The organism is Pseudoalteromonas sp. SG44-17, from assembly GCF_014164235.1.
Lineage (GTDB): Bacteria > Pseudomonadota > Gammaproteobacteria > Enterobacterales > Alteromonadaceae > Pseudoalteromonas > Pseudoalteromonas rhizosphaerae.
The window spans coordinates 1-22,715 of the sequence record NZ_JACJEV010000020.1 but is presented as its reverse complement, the minus strand read 5'-3'; the positions used below and the strand labels follow the sequence as shown (position 1 = coordinate 22,715).

The following is a 22,715-nucleotide window of genomic DNA, read 5'->3' as shown; positions in this document are numbered from 1 at the left end:
TAAAACACAAAGCGTAGACAGTTTCTAGCCACTAATCAGCCTTATTGACTGAGCCCTAACTCCATAAACAAGCTATGTGGATTATCGGTATAATTACCAAAACTTGCACAGCGTTTAAAACCTAAATTTTCATACAGACTAATCGATTCAGCCTGTTTCGGGCCTGTTTCTAAGCGGATCAAAGGGATCTCTTCTTCGCCAGCATGATGCAATAAAATTTGCATTATACGCCGAGACAAGCCTTTACCACGATGACTTGGTTTGACATATAGACGGCGTATTTCACCATAAGGTACTGTGTCGAACTGTCTGACAATCGCACCACATGCAACAATACCCTCCTCGCTTTTTAAGCCAATGGCGTACACATTAGCTTGACCAAGCTCACTCACCGACAGCGATTGCGCCGTGGCTACTGGGTACAGAGAATTTATAAGCCTATCGATATCAGAAAAAACATTAATCACATCCGGATCATCAGGGGTTAAGTCGACTAACTGCATAAAAGCTCTAATTATATTTATTGTTTGATAACAAACTATACCGAATTGTTGCAAATGAACAACCCAGAACTATGGATTTTTCATTTATTTGCTGTCTTATTAGTCACGACTTTGTCGTATGTCAAAATAACAGCATTTAGCTATTTTCTAAAAAGTAGCAAACACGTCAAGATAATAGTTTGCTGTGGTGTTAAACGTTAGCGACTTTTATAAAAATACGGGTTAAAAAATAAATTAACGACTAAAGCTTTAACGCCCTGCGTCGATAAATAGCTAAGTTAACGTTAAAGGAATAACAATGAAACTCCCCAATCTTGGTCAAGCGCAGCAAATAGCTTTGCAAACGGTGTCGGCCAATCGCGCCACGGAGTTTAAAGCCGCAGCTTCTCTTGTCGAACCACAAGACCTCCTTTCAACGCTCGAAGACGCAGCAAGTACGCCCCTTTATGATCCATTCAAAGGCCGCAAACTTAATCAAGATTACACCCCCTCTTCTTACATTGGTATGAACCGTTATAGAGTCACCTCTAGCACCACCATTAACATAGGTGAACCGATTAAAGAGCCGACCTATCGCTATGGTGACTTTACAGATCCCGATGATATAAATGCTTTTTTAGATCAAGTAGACCGGCTTGAAGGTGAACATAAATTTATGTTCCAACACCTAAAACCAACACAAGAACTACTTGATTTGGTGCAAAAAATGAGTGATGAAGAGCTTGCTGTATTTAGTCAATTTGTTGTTACAACATCTAGTTATCACTTTGGCACAGAAAACAACAACAGCAGTGCACAGTTAATTTCATCTTTAAGCAAACTGTCAGATGATGCCTTGAGCAGTACCCTCGCAACAATGGATAAATTATTACAACAAGGGAATGATTATAAGAAGCCGGTGTCACCATTAGGTGAAAATGAGCATGGTAATGAAAGAGTCGAAATGATCAGTATGCCTGAAACCATAAACTGGTTTAAATCAAACTATAAGGCTAACAGTGCAAAATATGTATTGGCAAATGACTACACCAATTTATTAATAGAAAAAAACCTCAGCGAAGATCAACTTATGCAGTTAAATGACCACTTATCTGACAGTACGCTTACACAAAGCAGTGGTATTATCGACATGATTAGCTTAGTTAAAAACCATCAAACGGATGATGTATTGGCAATGTTCAATGAAGTTGATAAAGACCGTGAACCTAACTTATTTAGTTACCTTGCACTGCAAACTAATTATCAAGCCAATAAGCAGTATTACCAAATGGATAATGGTAAGTTTGTTGCACAACAAGACAATATTAGCTCTGACTCTAATAGACGTGAGCTTTATAGCAATATCTTAAACGCCTATAACGACATTGGCATGGGCTGGATAAACGATGCGCTAGAGCAATTCACAGGGAGTCCAGCACAGATCCAAAACGAATTATGGCAAACACTACTTGATGATAAGGAAAAAATGCCAGAGCAGTTTACTCGCTCAGATTCGGTTGAGGCATGGGCAATAAATAATATTGCTCGGATAGAAGATGCATTTCACGTAAAACAAATGAATAAAATTTATGATTATAATAGCGAGCGACTAGTTCCTGATTTAATCGCCAAGCTTAGTTTTTTTAGTAGTGGTAATATTCACAGTTCAGCTGATAGTAAAGAGCCCAAAACTGACTAATTCTAAATCAATCAACTGTAGTCAAAGAACTTGCGATGCTCTGCTCCGGCTAAGTTGGCATTCACCTTATTAGGGTGTTTATACTCACGCCAGTTTGCCACATTACGGCCAACATTTAATTTCGCAAAGTCAGTATCGCCCTCAGGCGACATTCCCAAAAACTGTTTTAGCTTCAACAGGCCGCCAGGTTCGCTGACATCAAGAGATAAAAAATCATCACGGCCTTTGAAATAATGAAACACTGCGTGTTGATGTTTAGTATAACAATCGGCTAACTCGCGCTCACTCAACGGGTAAATAGAGGGAAACGTTTGATGAAAGCTGCGCTTTAGAACCGGACTAAAGTGCCCTGTTTTAAGATCAAGATGTGGCGCCATTTTTTCAAGCAGCATCGTGATGGATGGCAACCATGCTTTTAGGTCTCGGTTTAAATAAATAAACTTAGCACCAGGAAATAACCCATCTAAATGCATATAGTCACTAAAACACGGTGCGTCAGATATAGCATCAGCCATTTCAAACGCTTTTTTAGTAAAGGCGGTATGCGCAACCAACAAACCCATTTCTAACAACGCAACACTGATGCTCGTGGTGCCGGTTCGAGGTAGACCGATAATAAAAATCTTAGACATCCAACGTTACTCATTTTTAAAAGGCCGCTAGTATATACCAAGCGTGTTAGGATTCAGACATTGATACAGACTATTCATCCATAAAATACAATTTCATTCGTCTTTACTAAATAAATATAATTGTAGGATGGGAATGAGGTCTATTATTAATTTAGTAACTGCATCGTATGTTTGATTTAATAGTACCCAACCATCTGTGCCCATAATTTCAATTGATATTATAGTTAGTGCATTAACATTTAAAGTATCCCATAAACCTGAAATACGAAAAATCCCAAACTCGGTATCTATACGAGTAATGTTAAATGATTCCAAAATACCCTCTTTTATAAATGCATTAAAATCAGAAAATGACATTTCCTGAATGTTTTACTTACAAGGCGAGCATAGCTGAGTCATTATTCTGATTCAATTAGTTAATACATCATTGCTAACTGTTGTTCTTAATCCTCAATTAACCTCCTTAACTGTCGCACTTCTCTTGAAAAGCTTCAAATATTAAACACTTTGTTACGCAAAAATACTGTTCAAAATATCTGAGCAATTTATACTGAGGGCAATGTCAATATGATCAGAGGTTTTAGCGTGCAGTTTACACAAGGTATGGAATATTTTTTTTCGGGCTTCAAATTAATTACCCAAAAAGGCTTGAAGCGATTTGTATTTATTCCTTTATTAATCAATATCGTGCTTTTTGGTAGCTCATTATTCTTTTTATATGGCTGGCTTACCGATGGGTTTGCTTATTTAAATGATCTATTACCAACGTGGTTAAGTTGGCTGGAGTGGCTGATGTGGCCTATTGCAGTATTAGTGATTTTATTTAGCTACAGTATGCTGTTTTCGGTGATCACTAATTTCATTGCCGCGCCCTTTAATGGCTTACTCAGTGAAAAAGTAGAGCTGTATTTAACCGGTCAAAAAATTAATGATGATGGCTTAGCGGAGATTGTGAAAGATGTGCCACGAATGCTTGGCCGTGAGTGGACCAAGTTGTGCTATTACCTACCACGTGCCATTGGCTTTTTTATCTTACTATGGATATTACCTGTTATCGGCCAAGTGTTATGGGTGATGTTTACCTGTTGGATGTATGCCGTGCAATACAAAGATTATCCGTTTGATAATCACAAAATTTGCTTTAAAGAAATGAAAGAAGACTTAAAACAAAAACAAACTCTCTCGTATGGATTCGGCTTAGCCGTATTGTTGCTTACAGCCATTCCTATCGTGAATTTAATTGTTATGCCTGTCGCTGTGTGCGGCGCAACTCGCTTGTGGGTTGATCAATACCGCCCTAACTACCGCGAATAAAACGCTCAGAGGGGACGACAATATAAGCCATTATTAAGTCCCCTATTTGCAGCACTATTTACACTAAAACTTGCCGTGTATTAGCAATGAAATGATGCACTTCGCGCTCAATTTTAGGATCAACTGGCTGCTCTGGAGCGCGATCATTTGGGCATGGCATCCTTGGAGTTGTGCCAAACAAACGACAAATTAATGGCCGTTCATCATATACAGTGCATCCCTTTGGACCTAAGTGTACACAATTAAATTCATTTAATGCCGCTTCGTGCTCTGCATCGCTTTTTACCGGTAATCGCGACATTTCTTCAGATGATGTTGTCACTGGACCGCAGCAATCATGACAACCTTCAACACATTCAAACGATGGAATGTTAGCGCGTAATCGCAAGATTACTTTTTGGTTTTTGTACATTTATATTTACCTTTTATTATGCTGTGCATTCATGCCGCAACTTAACTAATTCTCCATAACCCCTATATTACGCGTTATGTGCAGTAACTTGCAATGCTATGTTAGTGTAGACTTACGCCATAACGTAAAAAGCACAGCTAATGCTGTGCTTTTATATATCTAAACTTTACAAGCTTATTAACTATATAGACTTTGTGGCACTTTCGTGACGTTCAAATGAACAGTTACTTCTTCCCTATCGTGATAAAGATGCTTAGCTTGTAATTCATAGCTTATACCGTATTTATTAAGCTCTTCTTTGATCATCGTTAAGCACTCATAAACACTGTCAAAGCGCTTTTTCATTGGCAGCTTTAAGTTAAAGATAAGTTCTTTCGCGTATGCGTTGACCGCCCAATCAATCATAAGACTGGTTACTTTGGTTGGTTTTTCTACCATATCGCATACTAACCAAGTAATATTTCTTTTCTCAGGGCGGTATTTAAAACCATCAACACGAAAGTGCTTAACTTGACCTGTTTGCATTAAATCATCATTCATTGGGCCGTTATCAATGGCGCTAACAAACATACCGCGGCGCACTAGTTGATACGTCCAACCACCTGGGCAGGCACCTAAGTCAACACTGCGCATACCGGCTTGAACTCGCGCTTCACGATCTTTTTCCGCAATAAACACATTAAACGCTTCATCCAGTTTTAAGGTCGAGCGACTCGGTGCATCACTTGGCATTCTTAGTCGTAATATTCCCATAAAAAATGGGGAATTATTATAACTATATGAATGACCAACAAACGCGGTGTTATTAGTTAAAAACATGATGTGCATTACGGGGCGATTGGCTTTAGGTTCGCGTAACACGGTGTTTTGTTTCTCTAAAGCCTTTTTAAGTGGGGTAGAGATTTTTTTGCAGAAAGTTAACAGCTCCTTGCCTTCATTGGTATCGGGTGTTTCTACTCGTAGCTCTGAGCAAAGTGGAAAATCGACCGCTGCTTTTACGATTTCGCCAACACGGTCTTCGACGGGCATGTTTTCAAGTAAAGTGCCGGCAAACCACTGACGGGCAAATACCATATTTTTGAAATCAACCTTTTTGATGATTTCATCACTATGCTGCGCTTCAAAACATTCGTAAATAACATAGCCGGTATTTGGCTTTGCTTTTACATACCCAGCAAAACCTTGCTCTGCGGCATGAAATGTTATTTCTGCAGCGGCATCATTTTCAAAACCACTACGGCAGTAAATCACTACACTTGACATAAAAACCCTTTAATTGCTCTTTTGAGCGATATTCTCTATTAAAATTTAAACCGTGCTACTTGCACTAATAAAATAGTCCAACCAATAATAAAACATAAACCACCAACGGGTGTGATGGGGCCAAGCCACTTATAACCGGTGATTGCTAATAAATATAAACTGCCACTAAACAACAAAATACCAGCAATAATAAACCAACCAGCCGATGTGAGATTAATTCCCCATTTTATTAAAATGGCAATCGCAATTAACGCAAGGCCATGCACCATCTGATACTCTGCCGCAGTTTTAAATACGCCAATAGCATATTCAGAAACACGGCTTTTTAAACCATGAGCCGCAAAGGCGCCCAACACCACTGATAGCATGCAAAATAAACTGCCAGTCATTAAAAATAGTTTAATCATGATTTTTTTCCTGCTAAAGATGCCTTTAAATATGCTGTTTAATAAAACTAGCAGCGTGCTCAGCGGCAGTTTGCACATTACCTAACTCTGTAAAGCCACTGCGTTTGCGTGGTTTTAAGGAATGATCGCCATCAGCTAGCCACACAAACTCTGGGCGTTTATCCAGTTGTAGCTGTGTTAATTCGTCACGGGTACCAAATGTATCGCGCTCGCCTTGGAGCACCATAAACGGGCATGGTATTTTACCAAAATGATCAATGCGTAATTTATCAGCCTTGCCTGGTGGATGAAATGGATAGCCAAATGCCAATACGCCTGAAATTGTTGGCATTGTTACTCGCTCTTCACTGACAAGCATTGATGCCATCCGCCCGCCCATTGACTTGCCACCAATAAATAACGGTAAGCTTGGCTGTACAAAGGTTAATATATGCTCAAAGTATTGCAGTAATTTAGGCGCACGATCTGGCGGGCGACGCTTATTGGTTTGCTTGGCTATTTGCATATATTCAAAGTCAAATAAGCCAACATCAATACCTTGCTCTGCCAGCAAGCTTGCCATTTTCTGCATAAATTCTGAATCACTAGCGGCTCCAGCACCATGGGCAAAAATAAATTGTGCCAAAGCGGGTTGTTGGTCACTTTTAATCCATTCGATAGTCATATTAATACTCTTGCTCTTGTTCGACTAAACTCAGCATCCACTGCTTAAACGATACTATTTTTCCTAATTCAGATTGCGTTTCACGACTTACTAAATAGTACGCATTTTTACTTTCTAAACTGTGGTTAAACGGAATAACTAAACGTCCTGCATCAATATCAGGTTTAGCAAGCACACTGTTACCAATAGCAACCCCTTGACCATGCACAGCTGCTTGCAGCACCATTGATGAGTGACTGAATATTGGTCCTTGGTTTACTTGCACATTACGTACACCGGCGGTTTTCATCCACGTTTTCCAGTTCTTACGGGTGGTATCGTGTAATAAAGTATGGTTTGCCAAATCACTTGGCTGATCCAGCGGCTTTGGCCCTGTTAATAGCATGGGGCTACACAAAGGTACTAAGTATTCGGTATGCAGTTTATGCGTTTGCACGCCACTCCAATGACCACGGCCATAATAAATAGCCACATCAACATCATCGGTGAGTGAGTTTTCGTCTTGATCTTGGGCTTTTATTCGTACATCTATCTCAGGGTGCAGTTCGTTAAATAAGCTCAAGCGTGGCACTAACCATTGAATAGCAAAGCTGGGCGTTAAACTCACGGTTAATGAGCCTTTTGCACCACGGGCTAATAGCTTTTCGGTAGCATCAATTAGCTGAGTAAATATTTCTTTAATATCTAAAAAGTAACCTTGGCCTTCTTCGGTGAGTAATAAAGAACGGTTTTTTCGCAAAAATAGTTTTAAGCCAAGATGCTCTTCTAAAGTTTTTATTTGATGACTTACCGCCGCCTGTGTGACGTATAACTCTTCAGCCGCTTTAGTAAAACTCAAATGGCGAGCAGCAGCTTCAAATGCTTTTAATGCGTTTAGTGGCGGAACACGTCGAGACATAGTGATCAAACTTAGAATTAGTTTTTCTTATGGATAAGATTATATACACATGCCAAGGAAGTGTATATTCAAGACATAAAAAAAGCGACTTTCGTCGCTTTTCTTATCACGCTTTGCGATTACAAGTCGCTGGCGCTGGTATCCAATGGGCCAAAGCTTTTAACTAAATCATCCACGGCTTTCATTTGACTTAAATAGCCTTCCAACTTACTTAATGCAAGTGCACATGGGCCATCACATTTAGCTTCATTAGGATTAGGATGCGCTTCAATAAATAAACCCGCTAACCCTAATGCCATGCCGCTGCGAGCAAGTTCTGCCGCTTGTGCACGACGACCATCGGCAGAATCACTGCGCCCACCTGGACGTTGTAAAGCATGAGTGGCATCAAAAATAACCGGAGCCATTGGTTTCATGTCATCCATACCCAGCATATCAACGACTAAGTTATTATAACCAAAGCTTGAGCCACGCTCGCACAATACAACATTGTTATTACCCGCTTCATTAAATTTAGTAATGATGTGGCGCATTTCGTGCGGGGCTAAAAATTGTGGCTTTTTAACATTAATAATTGCGCCCGTTTTCGCCATTGCGACCACTAAATCTGTTTGGCGCGCCAAAAATGCTGGTAATTGGATCACATCAACCACTTCTGCCACAGGCGCTGCTTGATGCGGCTCATGGACGTCAGTGATCAAAGGAACATTAAACGTTTTTTTAATTTCTTCAAAAATCCTTAAGCCTTCTTCCATGCCAGGACCACGGTATGAATTAATTGATGAACGGTTTGCTTTATCAAATGACGCTTTAAACACATAAGGAATATTAAGCTTAGTGGTCACTTCTACATAATGCTCGGCGATACGCATTGCTAAATCACGAGACTCAAGTACATTCATGCCACCGAACAATACAAACGGTTTTTCGTTTGCCAGTTCAATATCATTAATTTTAATTAAATGGTTGTTCATTTTTATTCCTTAAGGTGCAACTGCTTGCATCATTAAACCACAAATATATGCCATATACGTGCCTACGCCATAGCCCAGAACGGCTAATAATACCCCAACTGGCGCAAGCGATGGGTGAAATGCCGAAGCAACCACAGGTGCCGATGCCGCACCGCCCACATTCGCTTGTGAGCCAACGGCCATATAAAATAGCGGCGCTTTAATTATTTTTGCCACAATTAACATTAAACTGGCGTGGGTAAGCATCCAAATTAAGCCAATGACGAAATACATAGGCGATTCAAATATAGCCGTAATATTCATATGAAGGCCAATTGATGCCACTAAAATATACAAAAAGCTGGAGGCTACTTTAGATGCGCCAAAGGCTTCAATATGACGTACTTTAGTAAACGACAATGCAATACCTATGGTCGTCGAAATAACAATTAACCAAAAGAACTTGCTGTTTAAGCTATATTCTTGTGCCCATGGAAAATTAGCGCCAAAGTAAGGTCCTAAAAAGTCTGCACAAAAATGCGCAAGACCGGTAATACCAAATGCAATTGCAATGATCAGCATATAATCATTGAGTGTTGGCAGACGTGCGTGCTCGGCTTGGTATTTTTCAACGCGATTTTTTAACTCTTCAATCGCGCTAGTATCCGCGCCTGTTTTCGCATCAATGGCTTTATGGTTGGCAGCCATTAACAGTAATACTGCCATCCATAAATTAGCGACAATCACATCTACCGTAACCATTGCTGAGAATATATCTCCGCCAACTTCAAACATTTCTTTCATCGATGCTTGGTTTGCACCACCACCAATCCAGCTTCCAGCAATCGTGGTCATGCCACGCCATACTGCATCAGGGCCATGACCACCGACTGCTTCTGGATACACTGCGCTCATGATCAAAATGGCCAACGGGCCGCCGATCACAATACCCGCAGTACCGGTTAAAAACATAATTAATGCTTTCGGACCAAGATTAATAATGGCACGTAAATCAATACTAATGGTCAGTAAAATTAAGCACGCCGGAAGCAAGTAACGTGATGCTACAAAGTACACATTAGATGAATGACCATCAACAATGCCAAAAGTATTCAATAGTGAAGGTAAAAAATAGCACAGTAATAATGCTGGGACATATTTGTAAAACTTTTTCAGTGCGCTATTTTGACTGTTCGATGTTTTAAAAATAAAGCCTAATATTACTGCTAATAAACCAAAGACAACCGCGTCATTGGTGATCAGGGCAGTATGGGCGTCAGCCATGTAAATTCCTTAAAAGTTAATGGTGAGTTTTGTGATTATCTTCGAGTTCTTCAAGTTGATGCTGAATAATATCAATTGCAGGATCATCTGGACACTCATCGATAAAAAATTGTAAGTCGTCACGTGCCATTTTCGGACAATCAAGCTGGTTAAGTAAATAGCCTCTGTCGCGTCTTTCGTACGGATCATCGCCTATTAGCTCCATCAGCATCTCAACACAGCTCAAAGCATGACCAAATTTATTACTGCTAATAAAGGCCCACTTTTGTTGTGCTAGATAAAGCTTATACACTTCTTCGTCAAAAATGAGCTCAAGCGGCTCTTGCTCATCACCATTTTCTTCACTGGCGTTTTCAGGAATAATATACCAACTTTGTTGACCTGAACTCGGCTCAAGTAAATAACCTTCCTCATCGCTAATAGCAACATGGACATTTATTTCACTATTATTAATCGTTACATTTGCATCAAAACCTGCATGGTTCAGCAAATGGCATAATAAAATACCCAGTGTTGTTTCAGAACCACTGCGCATACTCAGCATATAGCTAAAACTATTTAAGGTGTATTCTGGGACTTTTAAACTGGATACGCTAAATAACCACTGAGTAAAAAACATGTCAACCAACGCATCAAACCGTTCGTGAATATCAGGGTATTGTTGGCATAGTTCGGTGACTTGATTTTCAAAGTCGCTCAGTGTGGCAAAGCTATCACTTAAATCAGCTTGAGGATCCCACTTCGCTTCAGCGCTTATACAACGATACAACGCTTGGGGAACGAATGTGTCAAAAGCCTCATCTTGATAGGATTCATTTTGATCTTCAAACCAAGGGGTGGTCATTAATACGGCAACATCTTTAATAGAAAATGAATGACTAGTTTACCTATTTTTTTACACAGATACCAACGTAGCGCGCTAGATTAACGTTCAAAGACTGTTTAGTGCAGCCTTTGAACACGTTTAGTTACAAAATAAACGCTGTTTTGGCAACCGCCAGCTTACCAATGAAGGCAATGACCGCAGTCGTAACAACTAAAAACACAATTTTTATACTGGTTTTTTGCTGTTTACTGGCAATAATACCCAGTACAATGTACGCCACTACAAGAATAATCTTTTCAAGCAGCCAGGTTTGTTCTAGTGGATTAATTTTTGCAATTGCCATCAGCGCGAAAGCTGAAATAAGTAAAAACGTATCGGTTGCGTGACTACCAATAAATACCAATTTATTTTTAGCGATTGCACCACTGCCGAGGCGAGAAAATGAACGTACATAAAATAGAACAATGCTTAAAACTGCAATTGCCATGTGTGTGTGTTTGACTGCTAAATAATCCATATGCCCCTAACTACTCATTAATGTTAAAAAAGAAATTGTACCAATGTTATTAAACATACTCATTCTAATGCGTTAAATAACTCACCAGTTCAATGCACTGGGTATTATTTTTTAATCTGGAAAACGGGTTAAAATTTCTTCAAGCTCCGCTAGGTTGTCGTTAAATGCATCGACCAGTTTAGGCTCAAAATGTTTGCCTTTTTGCTGATTGATTTCATTAACGACATCATCAAGCGTCCACGCTTCTTTGTAACAACGTTTATGGCGCAGCGCATCGTACACATCTGCAAGCGCCACTATACGGCCAAAGATATGAATGTCTTGTCCTTGCCTTCCTTGTGGGTAACCTGAACCATCCCATTTTTCATGGTGATCACGTGCAATTTGAGCACCCGCATTAACGATTTCTCGACGAGAGCCTTGTAAGATAAGGTAACCTTTTTGAGTGTGCGTTTTCATGATTTCCCACTCTTCGGAGGTCAATTTACCCGGCTTATTTAAAATAGCGTCAGGAATACCGACCTTACCAACATCATGAAGTGGCGACGCTAAACGAACTAAGTCAGCCTCACGTTTCGATAAACCATACGCCAGTGCTAAAGTATTACATATATGCGAAACCCGCTTAACATGATTACCTGTTTCGGTTGAACGCTGCTCCAGAGCTTCACTTAAACGAAGCACTAACTCTTGCTGAGTAGCTTCGACCTCGGATTGTAATTGCACATTCTCATACGCTAACTGTACATTTTGCGAAAATATTTCAATCAAATGGCGCTGTGTATCCGATAAGTCGTGTGGAATACCGGATATAAAAAGCATTGAATTATGATTATGTTCGCTGCAACAGTATGCAAACAAATAATTGTCTTTATAGACAATGTTTTTATCTCTAAATGCTTGCTTACATGCTGATAGCTGCTCGGTATTCAAGACCTCTTCAATTGCTTTACCTTCGCTGCGTTCAAAATCGCCTCGCCCAGAAAATACCACTAATTTATGCTGATTATCTTGTGGATTACCTGCCACTAAACTGGTGGCGTACATTGCTTGATCAACGGTGCCGAGCAACGATGTTAATTGTTGCATCACCCCTTCAATAAAGTGATCAAGTGAGTGCGCTGAAAAAATATCTCGAGATGCTTTAATGATTTTTTCAAGACCTTGACGAGATTGTTCAATCGATAAAATATCGCGATAAGAACGTAAGCTCGACATCACTACAGTAAATAGTTTTTGTGCGGTAAGTTCTGTTTTTGATTTGTAGTCATTGATATCGTAATTAACAATAACTTGGCGCTCTGGCGCTTGGCCGGGTTGACCAGTACGAAGGATAATACGGATATGATTATTTTTAGCGACTTCACGAATATATTGCGCGACTTTCAAGCCTGCATCGTCGGTTTCCATCACCACATCAAGCAGTACTATTGCAGCATCGGGATTATTATCTATTTGTACTTTAGCCTCAGCCCCTGAGTATGCACTAATAAACTCTAAACGCTTGTCTTGAAACTCAAAATCACTTAATGCCAGTTTCGTGACGGCATGAACCTCAGGCTCATCATCAACAATGATGACTTTCCATGTCCCCTTAACTACATCACTTTCTACTTCTTGTGGTTCATCCGAAAACAAAAAATCATCCATCATACTGAGTCCTCAAAGCGTTTATTTTGCTCTCGCACTGTAATTGTTATAGTTATCCCGGCCACTGTGCGAGCGTTACACGATCGTTATTTGCTAAATCTTTAACTGTAAGTATATTTGTATACGCCATTTGTGCAAAAAAACTATGCACTTTAGTACTTTGTTGATATCCATGCTCAATAACAAGGTAACCATTTGACGTTAAAAAATTGCGTGCTTGAGTAATAATATACTTGATATCAGCCATACCGTCATCATCGGCAACTAACGCAGAAAGTGGTTCAAAACGTACGTCACCTTGATTTAAGTGAATATTATCATATTCGATATACGGCGGATTACTAACTATTAGATCAAACTTTTGTGCTGTAACTTGGCTAAACCAATCACTTTGCACAAAGTCTACATTAATAAAGCCTAACCGCTGCTTATTTGTATTCGCAAGCGCTACAGCATCAGTAACCCTATCAACCCCTGTGATTTGCCAAAGTGGCATTTCGCTGGCAAGTGCAAGCGCAATTGCACCAGTCCCAGTGCCTAAATCAAGCACTTTAGCGGCCACAGGTAAAGGTAAACTGAGCGTATATTCAACCAGTGTTTCGGTATCTGGACGGGGGATCAGCGTAGTGGGATTAACCTGCAGTGGCAAACTCCAAAATTCACGCGTGCCCGTTATATGAGCCACTGGCTCACCTGTTAAGCGACGTTGACAATAACTTTCGAATAGCTGTTGTTGTTGCGGTGTTAACTTTTGTTCTGGCCAGCTAAATAAGTAGCTACGTGGTTTTTGTAATACGTCGAGCAATAATACTTGAGCGTCTAATTTGGCACTATCGCTGCTACTTTGCAGCAGCAAAGTAGCACGCGAAACAGCACTTTCAATCGTGTCGGTCACGATTACTCATCACCCATAGCGGCTAGTAAATCAGCCTGATGCTCTTGCATTAGCGGCTCAATCACACAACCTAAGTCGCCGGCAACTACCTCATTTAAACGGTATAAAGTGAGATTGATACGGTGATCTGTAATACGTCCTTGCGGATAGTTATAAGTACGAATACGTTCCGAACGGTCACCGCTACCGACTAAGTTACGACGCTCTGATGCTTCAGCCGCGTGGCGTTTTTCATCTTCCGCTTGTTGTAAACGTGCAGCAAGCACTGACATCGCTTTCGCGCGATTTTTATGCTGTGAACGTTCATCTTGACACTCAACCACTACACCTGTTGGTAAGTGGGTAATACGAATTGCCGAGTCAGTTTTATTAACGTGCTGACCACCGGCACCTGAGGCACGGAACGTATCAACTTTAATATCAGCGGTATTAATTTGAATCGCTTCAGCTTCTGGCACTTCAGCCATTACCGCAACAGTACACGCAGAGGTATGTACTCGTCCTTGCGATTCAGTTTCTGGCACACGTTGTACCCTGTGAGCACCAGATTCAAACTTCAATTGCCCATACACGCCTTCACCACTAATGTTAGCAATGACTTCTTTGTAACCACCGTGCTCACCTTCATTGGTGCTCACAATCTCTACTTTCCATTTTTTAGTTTCAGCATAACGGGTATACATACGGAATAAATCACCAGCAAAAATGGCCGCTTCATCGCCTCCCGTGCCGGCACGTACTTCTAAAAACACATTATTATTGTCGCGCGGATCTTTTGGTAGCATCAACACTTGTATTTGATCTTCGATAGCAAGGATTTGCGCTTTGGCTTCTTTGTATTCTTCTTGCGCCATCTCACGCATATCAGGATCCGAATCCTTTAGCATTTCTTCTGCTGTAGCAACATCATCTTGTGTTTGCTGATAGCCTAAAAATGCTTTAACAATTTCTTCCAACTCAGAATATTCTTTTGAAAGCGCACGAAAACGATTTTGGTCGCTAATAACTGACGGATCACTTAGCAGCGCTTGCACTTCTTCATAACGCTCTACTAAGGTTTCTAACTTACGATAAACGGACTCTTTCATGTAACTGCTATTCCTGATCAATACCTAACATTTTCTTTAATTGGCTTAACTGAGCAACTTCACCTTTTTTAGCCGCATCTTGAATTGCACGGGTAGGCGCGTGCATTAGGCGGTTGGTTAACTTGTTGGCCAGCTCTAAAATAATTTTTTCTGCGTCTTTACCGGTATTTAATTGGCTTATTGCCTTATCAACCAGCTCAGACTTAATATCGTGTACATCTTGGCGATAAGAACGGATCAGATCGACAGAGTCGAGTGAACGCATCCACATCACAAATTCCGCACAGCGCTGGGTAATAATCACTTGCGCTTCATCGGCGGCTTGTTCTCTTGAAGCGATATTTTCGCTTACTATTGCCTGTAAGTCATCAACCGAATACAAATAGGCCGCATCTAATTCACCAACTTGGCTTTCAATATCGCGCGGTACTGCAATATCAATAAATAACATTGGCTTATTACGGCGTTGTTTTAGCGCTTGTTCAACTACCCCTTTACCAATAATTGGCAAAGTACTTGCTGTCGAACTGATCACTATATCCGCCTGATGTAAGCGTTCAGGTAACTGCGCTAACGCAATAACGTCGGCATTAACATCTTCTGCCAGTAGGCGTGCACGCTCTATGGTGCGATTCGCCACGGTGATCTGTTGTGGTTCATTTTGATATAGATGTTTCGCTACCAGCTCAATTGTTTCCCCGGCACCAATTAATAGCACTTTGGTTTTATCTAACTTGCCATATATATGTTTAGCTAAATTAACCGCAGCATAAGCAACAGACACCGCACTGGCGCCTATATCGGTTTCCGTTCTTACTTGTTTTGCTACCGAAAAGGTTTTTTGAAATAACCGGTCAAATACCACACTCACCGAATTGTGATTTTTGGCGCTATTATAAGCTTGCTTTATTTGACCAAGAATTTGCGGTTCACCTAGCACCAGAGAATCTAGGCCACATGACACACGCATTAAATGATTGATAGCATCATTATCTTGATGACAATATACATTACTGCTCAGTTCGTATTCATCCAAACCGTGGAAACTAGCTAACCATTGCAACAGTATTTGGGAATTTTGCTGAGCGAGGCTACAATAGATTTCTGTTCGGTTACATGTGGACACAATAACCGCTTCATTAAACTGATCGTGATCGCTCAGTTGCTGTAATGCTTCTGACAATTGCTCAGGCGAAAAGGCAACCTTTTCGCGTAATTCTACAGATGCGGTTTTATGATTAATACCAAGTGCTACTATGGTCATATGTGCCAAATATTGCTAAGCCGTGCTCGAAAGACGATAATTTTACCAAAAATCAGCGGAATATGGAAAGTAAGGAACGACATTTGATTCGACTATATTTGATTTTACTCATATTTTTTTTATTTTTAAGTGGTTGTGCGCAGCAAATTAGCCCTCAAACAGCTCTTTATGACGATTGGAAGTCGCAATTATCACAACAAACCAATTGGCAAGTTGAAGGAAAACTGGCTTTTATTAGTCCAGATGAACGCCAATCAGCAAACTTAAATTGGCAACAACAAGAACAGTTAAACCAACTTATTTTAACGAGTTTTATCGGTACCCGTGTTTTAGCATTAACACAAAATACTAACGGCGCTGAACTTGAATACGATGATCACATTTACCATGACATTAATGCATCGCGCCTGCTTGCTAGGCTCACTGGTTTTAATATACCGATGGACAGCGCCGATAATTGGTTAAAAGGCACTGTTGACGATCCAAGTTTGCAAGTTGATGAACTAGGCCGAGCAAAAAATGTAACTTGGCACGCACCCGATGGCGATCAATGGCAAATAAGCTATGCTGATTACCAACAATACGCCGGATTTTGGTTACCTAAAAAGCTCACGTTAAAACACCAAGATATTAAAATAAAAATTCAACTTTACGAGTGGCACTTTAACTAACATGACTACGCACACTATGACTTCATTTTCGTTATTGGCTCCTGCCAAACTCAATTTATTTTTACACATTAATGGCCGTCGTGAAGATGGCTATCATGAACTGGAAACCTTATTTACTTTTTTAAATTATGGCGATCAACTCACATTTACTTTGACTGAAACAACTGAAATTGAAGTCACTGGTGACACCACCGATATCCCCCTAAAAGATAATTTAATCTATAAAGCGGCCGTTTTATTACAAAAACACACAAATTCCCTTTTTGGCGCAAAAATAAATTTAACTAAAATATTACCCATGGGAGGCGGCGTTGGTGGTGGTTCTTCAGATGCGGCCAGCACACTTTTAGCGCTTAATAAATTATGGCAATGCCAGTTATCACTATCTGAATTAGCAGCGCTTGGCGTGCAGTTAGGCGCAGATGTGCCGGTGTTCATTAACGGCAAAAGCGCCCTAGCTCAAGGCATTGGCGAGAAGTTAGTGAATGTAGAGCTGCCGTCAAAATGGTATTGTGTAGTGCATCCAAGTGAACATGTCAGCACCGCGAAAATTTTTACTCACCCAGATTTAAAACGCAATACACCGAAGCTAAAAGGCCACTGGCAGCAACAAACATTAGCCAACGATTGCGAGCCTTTAGTTAAAAAGCTCTGCCCTGAGGTTGAAAAGACCCTCCAGTGGTTGCTAAAATACGCTCCGTCGAAGATGACTGGCACAGGTTCATGCTGTTTTGTTGAATTTGCCACGCAAAAAGAAGCGCAACATGTTCTTGAAAATCTCCCCCATAACTGGGACGGTTTTATTGCCAGCAGCGTTAATATCTCTCCTGCTCATACGCAGTTGGACGCTATACATTGAAGCAATGAAGTAACGTACAAGTAAATAAAGTTTAAGTTAATAAGCTATACTTTTTTTATCGCTTATTAGTCCAAAAATTCAGTGCCTGAGGAACCCTACCGTGCCTGACATGAAGCTCTTCGCTGGTAACGCAACACCTGAGTTAGCTCAAAAAGTTGCAAAACGTTTATATATTGAAGTTGGCGATGCTGTTGTTGGCCGTTTTAGCGACGGTGAGATCAGTGTTCAAATTAATGAAAATGTTCGTGGCTCGGATGTTTTTATTGTGCAATCAACCTGTGCCCCTACTAACGATAACTTGATGGAGCTTATTGTAATGGTTGATGCCTTACGTCGTGCATCTGCAGGTCGTATAACAGCCGTCATTCCTTATTTTGGTTATGCACGTCAAGATCGCCGCGTGCGCTCTGCTCGCGTACCAATCACAGCAAAAGTTGTTGCCGATTTCTTATCAAGTGTAGGTGTTGACCGAGTTCTAACGGTTGATTTACACGCTGAGCAAATCCAAGGCTTCTTTGATGTACCAGTTGATAATGTGTTCGGTAGCCCAGTGCTACTTGAAGATATGAAAGAGCGTCAATTTGATGATGTTGTTGTTGTATCACCTGATATCGGCGGTGTAGTTCGTGCCCGTGCTATTGCTAAGTTATTAAACGATACCGATCTTGCCATTATTGATAAGCGTCGCCCACAAGCGAATGTTTCTCAAGTAATGCACATTATTGGTGACGTTGAAGGCCGTGACTGTATCATCGTTGATGATATGATCGATACTGGCGGTACCTTATGTAAAGCAGCTGAAGCACTTAAAGAACACGGTGCTAAGCGAGTATTCGCTTACGCTACTCACCCTGTACTTTCTGGCCAAGCATTAGAAAACATTCGTAACTCAGTAATTGATGAAGTGATTGTAACTGACTCAATTCCACTGTCTGCTGAATTAAAAGCAATTGATAAAATTAAAGTGTTAACACTTGCAGACATGCTAGCTGAAACAATTCGCCGTATCAGCAATGAAGAATCTATTTCAGCGATGTTCGAACACTAAACTTGGTTTAGTTAAAATATCCTGATGTAATAAAGCGCCTCGTTGGCGCTTTTTTTATGTATCGTGTTTCTTTTAATTAGTCGCGGTGGTATGATAGCGCGCCTTTTGGCTAGGGACCTTGGTCGCAAAGGCCCTACACTATTTAATTATTGGAGACATCATGTCTAACGAAACATATACATTTAATGCAGAATTACGCACAGCTACGGGTACAGGTGCGAGCCGCCGCCTACGTCGTGAAGATAAAATCCCTGCGATCCTTTACGGTGCTGACAAAGAAGCTGCATCACTTACTTTTGAACACAAAGATATTATCAAAGCACAAGAAAGTGAAGGTTTTTACACTCACATCCTTACTCTTGATATCGCTGGTGAAAAAGTTGAAGCTATCCTTAAAGATATCCAACGTCACCCGTTCAAGCCTAAAATCACTCACCTTGATTTCCAACGTGTAGATGCTACCCACAAACTTAACACTAAAGTACCAGTTCACTTCATCGGTGAAGAAGCGGTAACTAAAGCGGGTAACACTGTAGTTCACCAATTAACAGAAATCGAAATCACGTGTCTTCCTAAGTCACTTCCTGAATTCGTAGAAGTTGACGTAGCTGGCCTAGTTGCTGGTGACTCAATACACATCTCTGACGTTAAACTTCCAGCAGGTGTTTCATCTGTTGATTTAGCGAAAGGTGCTGATCACGACCAGTCTATCGTAACTATCAAAGCTAACAAAGCTGCGCCAGTTGAAGACGAAGCTGCAGAATAAATTTTAAGGTTTGCACCTTGAATTCTATTCAAATGCTTGTGGGCCTGGCTAATCCAGGCCCCGAATACGCAAACACACGCCACAATGCAGGTGCTTGGTTCATCGAGCAACTCGCTGCACGCTACAACTGTACGCTAAAACACGATCCTAAGTATCACGGCCTTACCGGCAAAGTGATCATCCAAGGTCAAGAATTCAAATTACTGATCCCTACTACTTATATGAATTTAAGTGGTAAAGCTGTCGGTAGTTTAGCCAACTTTTTCAAAATTCCTGTTGAGAGCATCCTAGTTGCCCATGACGAAATGGATTTAGAACCCGGTGTTGCCAAATTAAAAAAAGGTGGCGGACACGGTGGCCATAATGGTTTAAAAGACATTATTGCAAAGATGGCAAATCAAAAAGATTTCATGCGTTTGCGCGTTGGCATAGGTCATCCAGGACACCGTGAAATGGTGACCGGATGGGTGCTTGGAAAAGCAGCCAAAGAAGACCAAGAGAAAATGGATGCCGCAGTAGATGAAGCAGTTCGTTGTATGGAAATACTTGCAAAAGACGGTGTGTTAAAAGCACAAAACAGACTACATTCGTTTAAGCCATAATTGGTTAAGCGGATCTAAACAAGGTATCTTAACTATGGGTTTCAAATGTGGCATCGTCGGTTTGCCTAATGTTGGTAAATCAACACTTTTCAATGCATTAACCAAAGCGGGTATTGAAGCCGCTAACTTTCCTTTTTGTACCATCGAGCCAAATACGGGCGTGGTACCGGTGCCAGATCCTCGTCTAGACGAACTTGCAAAGATTGTAAAACCACAACGTATTCTTACAACGAGTATGGAATTTGTGGATATTGCGGGTCTTGTAAAAGGCGCATCGAAAGGGGAAGGTCTTGGTAACCAGTTTTTAGCTAACATTCGTGAAACCGATGCAATTGGCCACGTAGTGCGCTGCTTTGAAGATGACAACATCATTCACGTTGCAGGTACCATTGATCCTGCTGATGATATTGATGTGATCAACACCGAGTTAGTACTTGCTGATATGGATAGCGCTGAAAAAGCCCTTTTCCGTAACGCGAAAAAAGCCAAAGGTGGCGATAAAGACGCAAAAGAACAAAATGCCGTACTTGAAAAAGTAAAAGTACACCTTGATGAAGGCTTAACTTTACGTTCTTTAGCATTAACTAAAGAAGAAAAAGCGGCTATTAGCTCTGTTAACTTCTTAACAATCAAACCAACTATGTACATTGCTAACGTAGCTGAAGATGGTTTTGAAAATAACCCATATCTTGACCGTGTACGCGAAATTGCTGCTGCTGAAGATGCTGTTGTTGTGCCTGTATGTGCCGCGATTGAATCTGAGCTTTCGGAACTAGATGAAGAAGATAAACTTGAGTTTATGGCCGATCTTGGTCTGGATGAGCCAGGTTTGAATCTAGTGATCCGTGGTGGTTATGAGTTACTTCATTTACAAACCTACTTTACTGCAGGTGTAAAAGAAGTACGTGCATGGACAATCCCAGTAGGTGCAACTGCGCCACAAGCTGCAGGTAAAATCCACACTGACTTTGAGCGTGGCTTTATCCGCGCACAGACCATCGCTTTTGATGACTACATCGCCTATAAAGGTGAAAGTGGTGCAAAAGAAGCAGGTAAGATGCGCCAAGAAGGCAAAGAATACATAGTTAAAGATGGCGATGTAATGAACTTCTTGTTCAATGTTTAACACCATCCCAGTGTGACCTATCACCTTTAGTGATTTTTAAAGGCTCGTTTTTACGAGCCTTTTTTATTTTTGCACTATCATTAAATATCAGCTGTTGTGAATAAGTCACAATAAAGCAGTTAAAAAAACACCATTTTTATTAAAATTTAGCCTGTTAGCCTATTTTTCCCGCAAACAAACCAAGATACGTGTTTTTTTGCAAAAAAGGTGTTGACGGATTTGGGTCATATCAGCATAATACGCCCCGCACTCAGCGATGAAGTGCTAACAAAAAAAGATGGCTAAGTAGCTCAGCTGGTTAGAGCACATCACTCATAATGATGGGGTCACAGGTTCAAATCCCGTCTTAGCCACCATTATTTTTTGTTGCTCAATGAAGAGTTTAAAATAACTACCTAGTGTTTTATTACACAACGTATGCGGGAGTGGCGGAATTGGTAGACGCGCTGGATTTAGGTTCCAGTATCTTAGGATGTGAGAGTTCAAGTCTCTCCTTCCGCACCATGTTCTTGATAAGAATTAAAATTATCAATTGTTATTGTTGGGATATCGCCAAGCGGTAAGGCACCAGGTTTTGATCCTGGCATTCCCAGGTTCAAATCCTGGTATCCCAGCCAACAATGGCTAAGTAGCTCAGCTGGTTAGAGCACATCACTCATAATGATGGGGTCACAGGTTCAAATCCCGTCTTAGCCACCATTTCTTTTGAAATGGCTCTGTAGGAGTATAAACTACACTCAATAAAGAGTTTAAAATAACTACCTAGTGTTTTATTACACAAAGTATGCAGGAGTAGCGGAATTAACAGTTGTCTTGAATTAGGCGCTGGATTTAGGTTCTAATACATTGTTACCTGTATGTTCGATGCGGGAGTGGCGGAATTGGTAGACGCGCTGGATTTAGGTTCCAGTATCTTAGGATGTGAGAGTTCAAGTCTCTCCTTCCGCACCATGTTCTTGATAAGAACTAAAACTATCAATTGATTTTTTGTTGGGATATCGCCAAGCGGTAAGGCACCAGGTTTTGATCCTGGCATTCCCAGGTTCAAATCCTGGTATCCCAGCCAACTTCTTCTACCAAAGAATGTTGTTAAAGAATAACTCTAGCTACGAGTATAAACAGCAAAAACGTATATAATTATACGGACTATGCGGGAGTGGCGGAATTGGTAGACGCGCTGGATTTAGGTTCCAGTATCTTAGGATGTGAGAGTTCAAGTCTCTCCTTCCGCACCATGTTCTTGATAAGAATTAAAACTATCAACTGTTTCTTTGTTGGGATATCGCCAAGCGGTAAGGCACCAGGTTTTGATCCTGGCATTCCCAGGTTCAAATCCTGGTATCCCAGCCAACTTCTTCTACCAAAGAATGTTGTTAAAGAATAACTCTAGCTACG

At 40.7% G+C, this 22,715-nt stretch carries 23 protein-coding genes, 8 tRNA genes and 1 pseudogene; 16 read left to right on the top strand and 16 right to left on the bottom strand.

What is annotated here, in order from left to right:
- Positions 1-41: 41 nt before the first annotated feature.
- Positions 42-503, bottom strand: coding sequence for an N-acetyltransferase (locus H5182_RS14275; RefSeq protein ID WP_145240665.1), 462 nt, complete (start codon positions 501-503; stop codon positions 42-44).
- A gap of 298 nt (positions 504-801) precedes the next feature.
- On the opposite strand from H5182_RS14275, the gene H5182_RS14270 reads away from it, so the two are divergent.
- A complete protein-coding gene (locus H5182_RS14270; protein ID WP_182760197.1) occupies positions 802-2,181 on the top strand; it encodes a hypothetical protein in 1,380 nt (459 codons plus the stop codon).
- A gap of 11 nt (positions 2,182-2,192) precedes the next feature.
- On the opposite strand, the pseudogene H5182_RS14265 reads toward H5182_RS14270, so the two are convergent.
- Both H5182_RS14265 and H5182_RS14260 read right to left on the bottom strand, forming a co-directional pair.
- A pseudogene (locus tag H5182_RS14265) lies at positions 2,193-2,807 on the bottom strand (sulfotransferase); the annotation flags it as partial.
- 99 nt (positions 2,808-2,906) lie between these two features.
- Positions 2,907-3,170, bottom strand: a complete 264-nt coding sequence (locus tag H5182_RS14260) for a hypothetical protein (RefSeq protein WP_257325566.1) — start codon at positions 3,168-3,170, stop codon at positions 2,907-2,909.
- Positions 3,171-3,416: 246 nt separating this feature from the next.
- On the opposite strand from H5182_RS14260, the gene cysZ reads away from it, so the two are divergent.
- Complete coding sequence (gene cysZ / locus H5182_RS14255; protein ID WP_220493073.1) at positions 3,417-4,127, top strand: sulfate transporter CysZ; 711 nt, start codon at positions 3,417-3,419, stop codon at positions 4,125-4,127.
- A 58-nt stretch (positions 4,128-4,185) separates the two neighbouring features.
- Here cysZ and H5182_RS14250 read toward each other — a convergent pair whose 3' ends face one another.
- The 13 genes from H5182_RS14250 to hemA form a co-directional block, all read right to left on the bottom strand.
- Positions 4,186-4,539, bottom strand: coding sequence for a YkgJ family cysteine cluster protein (locus H5182_RS14250; protein WP_145240659.1), 354 nt, complete (start codon positions 4,537-4,539; stop codon positions 4,186-4,188).
- Between the two features lie 177 nt (positions 4,540-4,716).
- Positions 4,717-5,802, bottom strand: a complete 1,086-nt coding sequence (gene rlmM, locus H5182_RS14245; protein WP_145240657.1) for a 23S rRNA (cytidine(2498)-2'-O)-methyltransferase RlmM — start codon at positions 5,800-5,802, stop codon at positions 4,717-4,719.
- 38 nt (positions 5,803-5,840) lie between these two features.
- On the bottom strand, positions 5,841-6,209 hold the full coding sequence (locus H5182_RS14240) for a DUF423 domain-containing protein (RefSeq protein ID WP_179959144.1): 369 nt from the start codon (positions 6,207-6,209) through the stop codon (positions 5,841-5,843).
- 25 nt (positions 6,210-6,234) lie between these two features.
- Entirely contained in the window at positions 6,235-6,873 is a 639-nt protein-coding gene (locus H5182_RS14235; protein WP_182732427.1) for an alpha/beta family hydrolase, read from the bottom strand.
- A gap of 1 nt (position 6,874) precedes the next feature.
- Positions 6,875-7,771, bottom strand: a complete 897-nt coding sequence (locus tag H5182_RS14230) for a transcriptional regulator GcvA (protein WP_145240653.1) — start codon at positions 7,769-7,771, stop codon at positions 6,875-6,877.
- A gap of 119 nt (positions 7,772-7,890) precedes the next feature.
- On the bottom strand, positions 7,891-8,745 hold the full coding sequence (kdsA, locus tag H5182_RS14225; protein WP_145240651.1) for a 3-deoxy-8-phosphooctulonate synthase: 855 nt from the start codon (positions 8,743-8,745) through the stop codon (positions 7,891-7,893).
- Positions 8,746-8,754: 9 nt separating this feature from the next.
- Positions 8,755-10,008 (bottom strand): DUF819 domain-containing protein, encoded by a 1,254-nt coding sequence (locus tag H5182_RS14220; protein WP_145240649.1) that lies wholly within the window; start codon positions 10,006-10,008, stop codon positions 8,755-8,757.
- Positions 10,009-10,024: 16 nt separating this feature from the next.
- The gene (locus H5182_RS14215; RefSeq protein WP_145240647.1) at positions 10,025-10,852 is read right to left on the bottom strand and encodes a tetratricopeptide repeat protein; all 828 of its coding nucleotides are present in this window, start codon (positions 10,850-10,852) and stop codon (positions 10,025-10,027) included.
- Between the two features lie 124 nt (positions 10,853-10,976).
- Positions 10,977-11,351 (bottom strand): SirB2 family protein, encoded by a 375-nt coding sequence (locus H5182_RS14210; protein ID WP_145240645.1) that lies wholly within the window; start codon positions 11,349-11,351, stop codon positions 10,977-10,979.
- A gap of 111 nt (positions 11,352-11,462) precedes the next feature.
- On the bottom strand, positions 11,463-13,004 hold the full coding sequence (locus H5182_RS14205; RefSeq protein ID WP_182732428.1) for a response regulator: 1,542 nt from the start codon (positions 13,002-13,004) through the stop codon (positions 11,463-11,465).
- Between the two features lie 49 nt (positions 13,005-13,053).
- Positions 13,054-13,896, bottom strand: coding sequence for a peptide chain release factor N(5)-glutamine methyltransferase (gene prmC, locus H5182_RS14200; protein ID WP_182760195.1), 843 nt, complete (start codon positions 13,894-13,896; stop codon positions 13,054-13,056).
- 2 nt (positions 13,897-13,898) lie between these two features.
- Entirely contained in the window at positions 13,899-14,984 is a 1,086-nt protein-coding gene (gene prfA / locus H5182_RS14195) for a peptide chain release factor 1 (protein ID WP_145240641.1), read from the bottom strand.
- A gap of 7 nt (positions 14,985-14,991) precedes the next feature.
- Positions 14,992-16,248, bottom strand: coding sequence for a glutamyl-tRNA reductase (gene hemA / locus H5182_RS14190; protein WP_182719176.1), 1,257 nt, complete (start codon positions 16,246-16,248; stop codon positions 14,992-14,994).
- 83 nt (positions 16,249-16,331) lie between these two features.
- Here hemA and lolB point away from each other — a divergent pair, with 83 nt between their 5' ends.
- The 14 genes from lolB to H5182_RS14120 all read left to right on the top strand — a co-directional run bounded on the left by lolB (position 16,332) and on the right by H5182_RS14120 (position 22,670).
- Entirely contained in the window at positions 16,332-16,919 is a 588-nt protein-coding gene (gene lolB / locus H5182_RS14185) for a lipoprotein insertase outer membrane protein LolB (RefSeq protein WP_149980714.1), read from the top strand.
- 1 nt (position 16,920) lies between these two features.
- The gene (gene ispE / locus H5182_RS14180) at positions 16,921-17,778 is read left to right on the top strand and encodes a 4-(cytidine 5'-diphospho)-2-C-methyl-D-erythritol kinase (RefSeq protein ID WP_257325560.1); all 858 of its coding nucleotides are present in this window, start codon (positions 16,921-16,923) and stop codon (positions 17,776-17,778) included.
- A 100-nt stretch (positions 17,779-17,878) separates the two neighbouring features.
- Complete coding sequence (locus tag H5182_RS14175; protein ID WP_145240635.1) at positions 17,879-18,826, top strand: ribose-phosphate pyrophosphokinase; 948 nt, start codon at positions 17,879-17,881, stop codon at positions 18,824-18,826.
- Between the two features lie 160 nt (positions 18,827-18,986).
- Positions 18,987-19,592, top strand: coding sequence for a 50S ribosomal protein L25/general stress protein Ctc (locus tag H5182_RS14170; RefSeq protein ID WP_145240633.1), 606 nt, complete (start codon positions 18,987-18,989; stop codon positions 19,590-19,592).
- 17 nt (positions 19,593-19,609) lie between these two features.
- Positions 19,610-20,194, top strand: coding sequence for an aminoacyl-tRNA hydrolase (gene pth, locus H5182_RS14165; protein ID WP_145240631.1), 585 nt, complete (start codon positions 19,610-19,612; stop codon positions 20,192-20,194).
- Positions 20,195-20,228: 34 nt separating this feature from the next.
- Complete coding sequence (ychF, locus tag H5182_RS14160) at positions 20,229-21,320, top strand: redox-regulated ATPase YchF (protein ID WP_145240629.1); 1,092 nt, start codon at positions 20,229-20,231, stop codon at positions 21,318-21,320.
- 279 nt (positions 21,321-21,599) lie between these two features.
- Positions 21,600-21,676 (top strand) — tRNA-Met (locus tag H5182_RS14155).
- A gap of 63 nt (positions 21,677-21,739) precedes the next feature.
- Positions 21,740-21,824, top strand: a tRNA-Leu gene (locus tag H5182_RS14150).
- 38 nt (positions 21,825-21,862) lie between these two features.
- Positions 21,863-21,937 (top strand) — tRNA-Gln (locus H5182_RS14145).
- A gap of 5 nt (positions 21,938-21,942) precedes the next feature.
- Positions 21,943-22,019, top strand: a tRNA-Met gene (locus H5182_RS14140).
- Positions 22,020-22,186: 167 nt separating this feature from the next.
- A tRNA-Leu gene (locus H5182_RS14135) sits at positions 22,187-22,271 on the top strand.
- Between the two features lie 40 nt (positions 22,272-22,311).
- Positions 22,312-22,386 (top strand) — tRNA-Gln (locus tag H5182_RS14130).
- A gap of 84 nt (positions 22,387-22,470) precedes the next feature.
- Positions 22,471-22,555, top strand: a tRNA-Leu gene (locus H5182_RS14125).
- A gap of 40 nt (positions 22,556-22,595) precedes the next feature.
- Positions 22,596-22,670 (top strand) — tRNA-Gln (locus H5182_RS14120).
- The last annotated feature ends 45 nt before the right edge of the window (positions 22,671-22,715 follow it).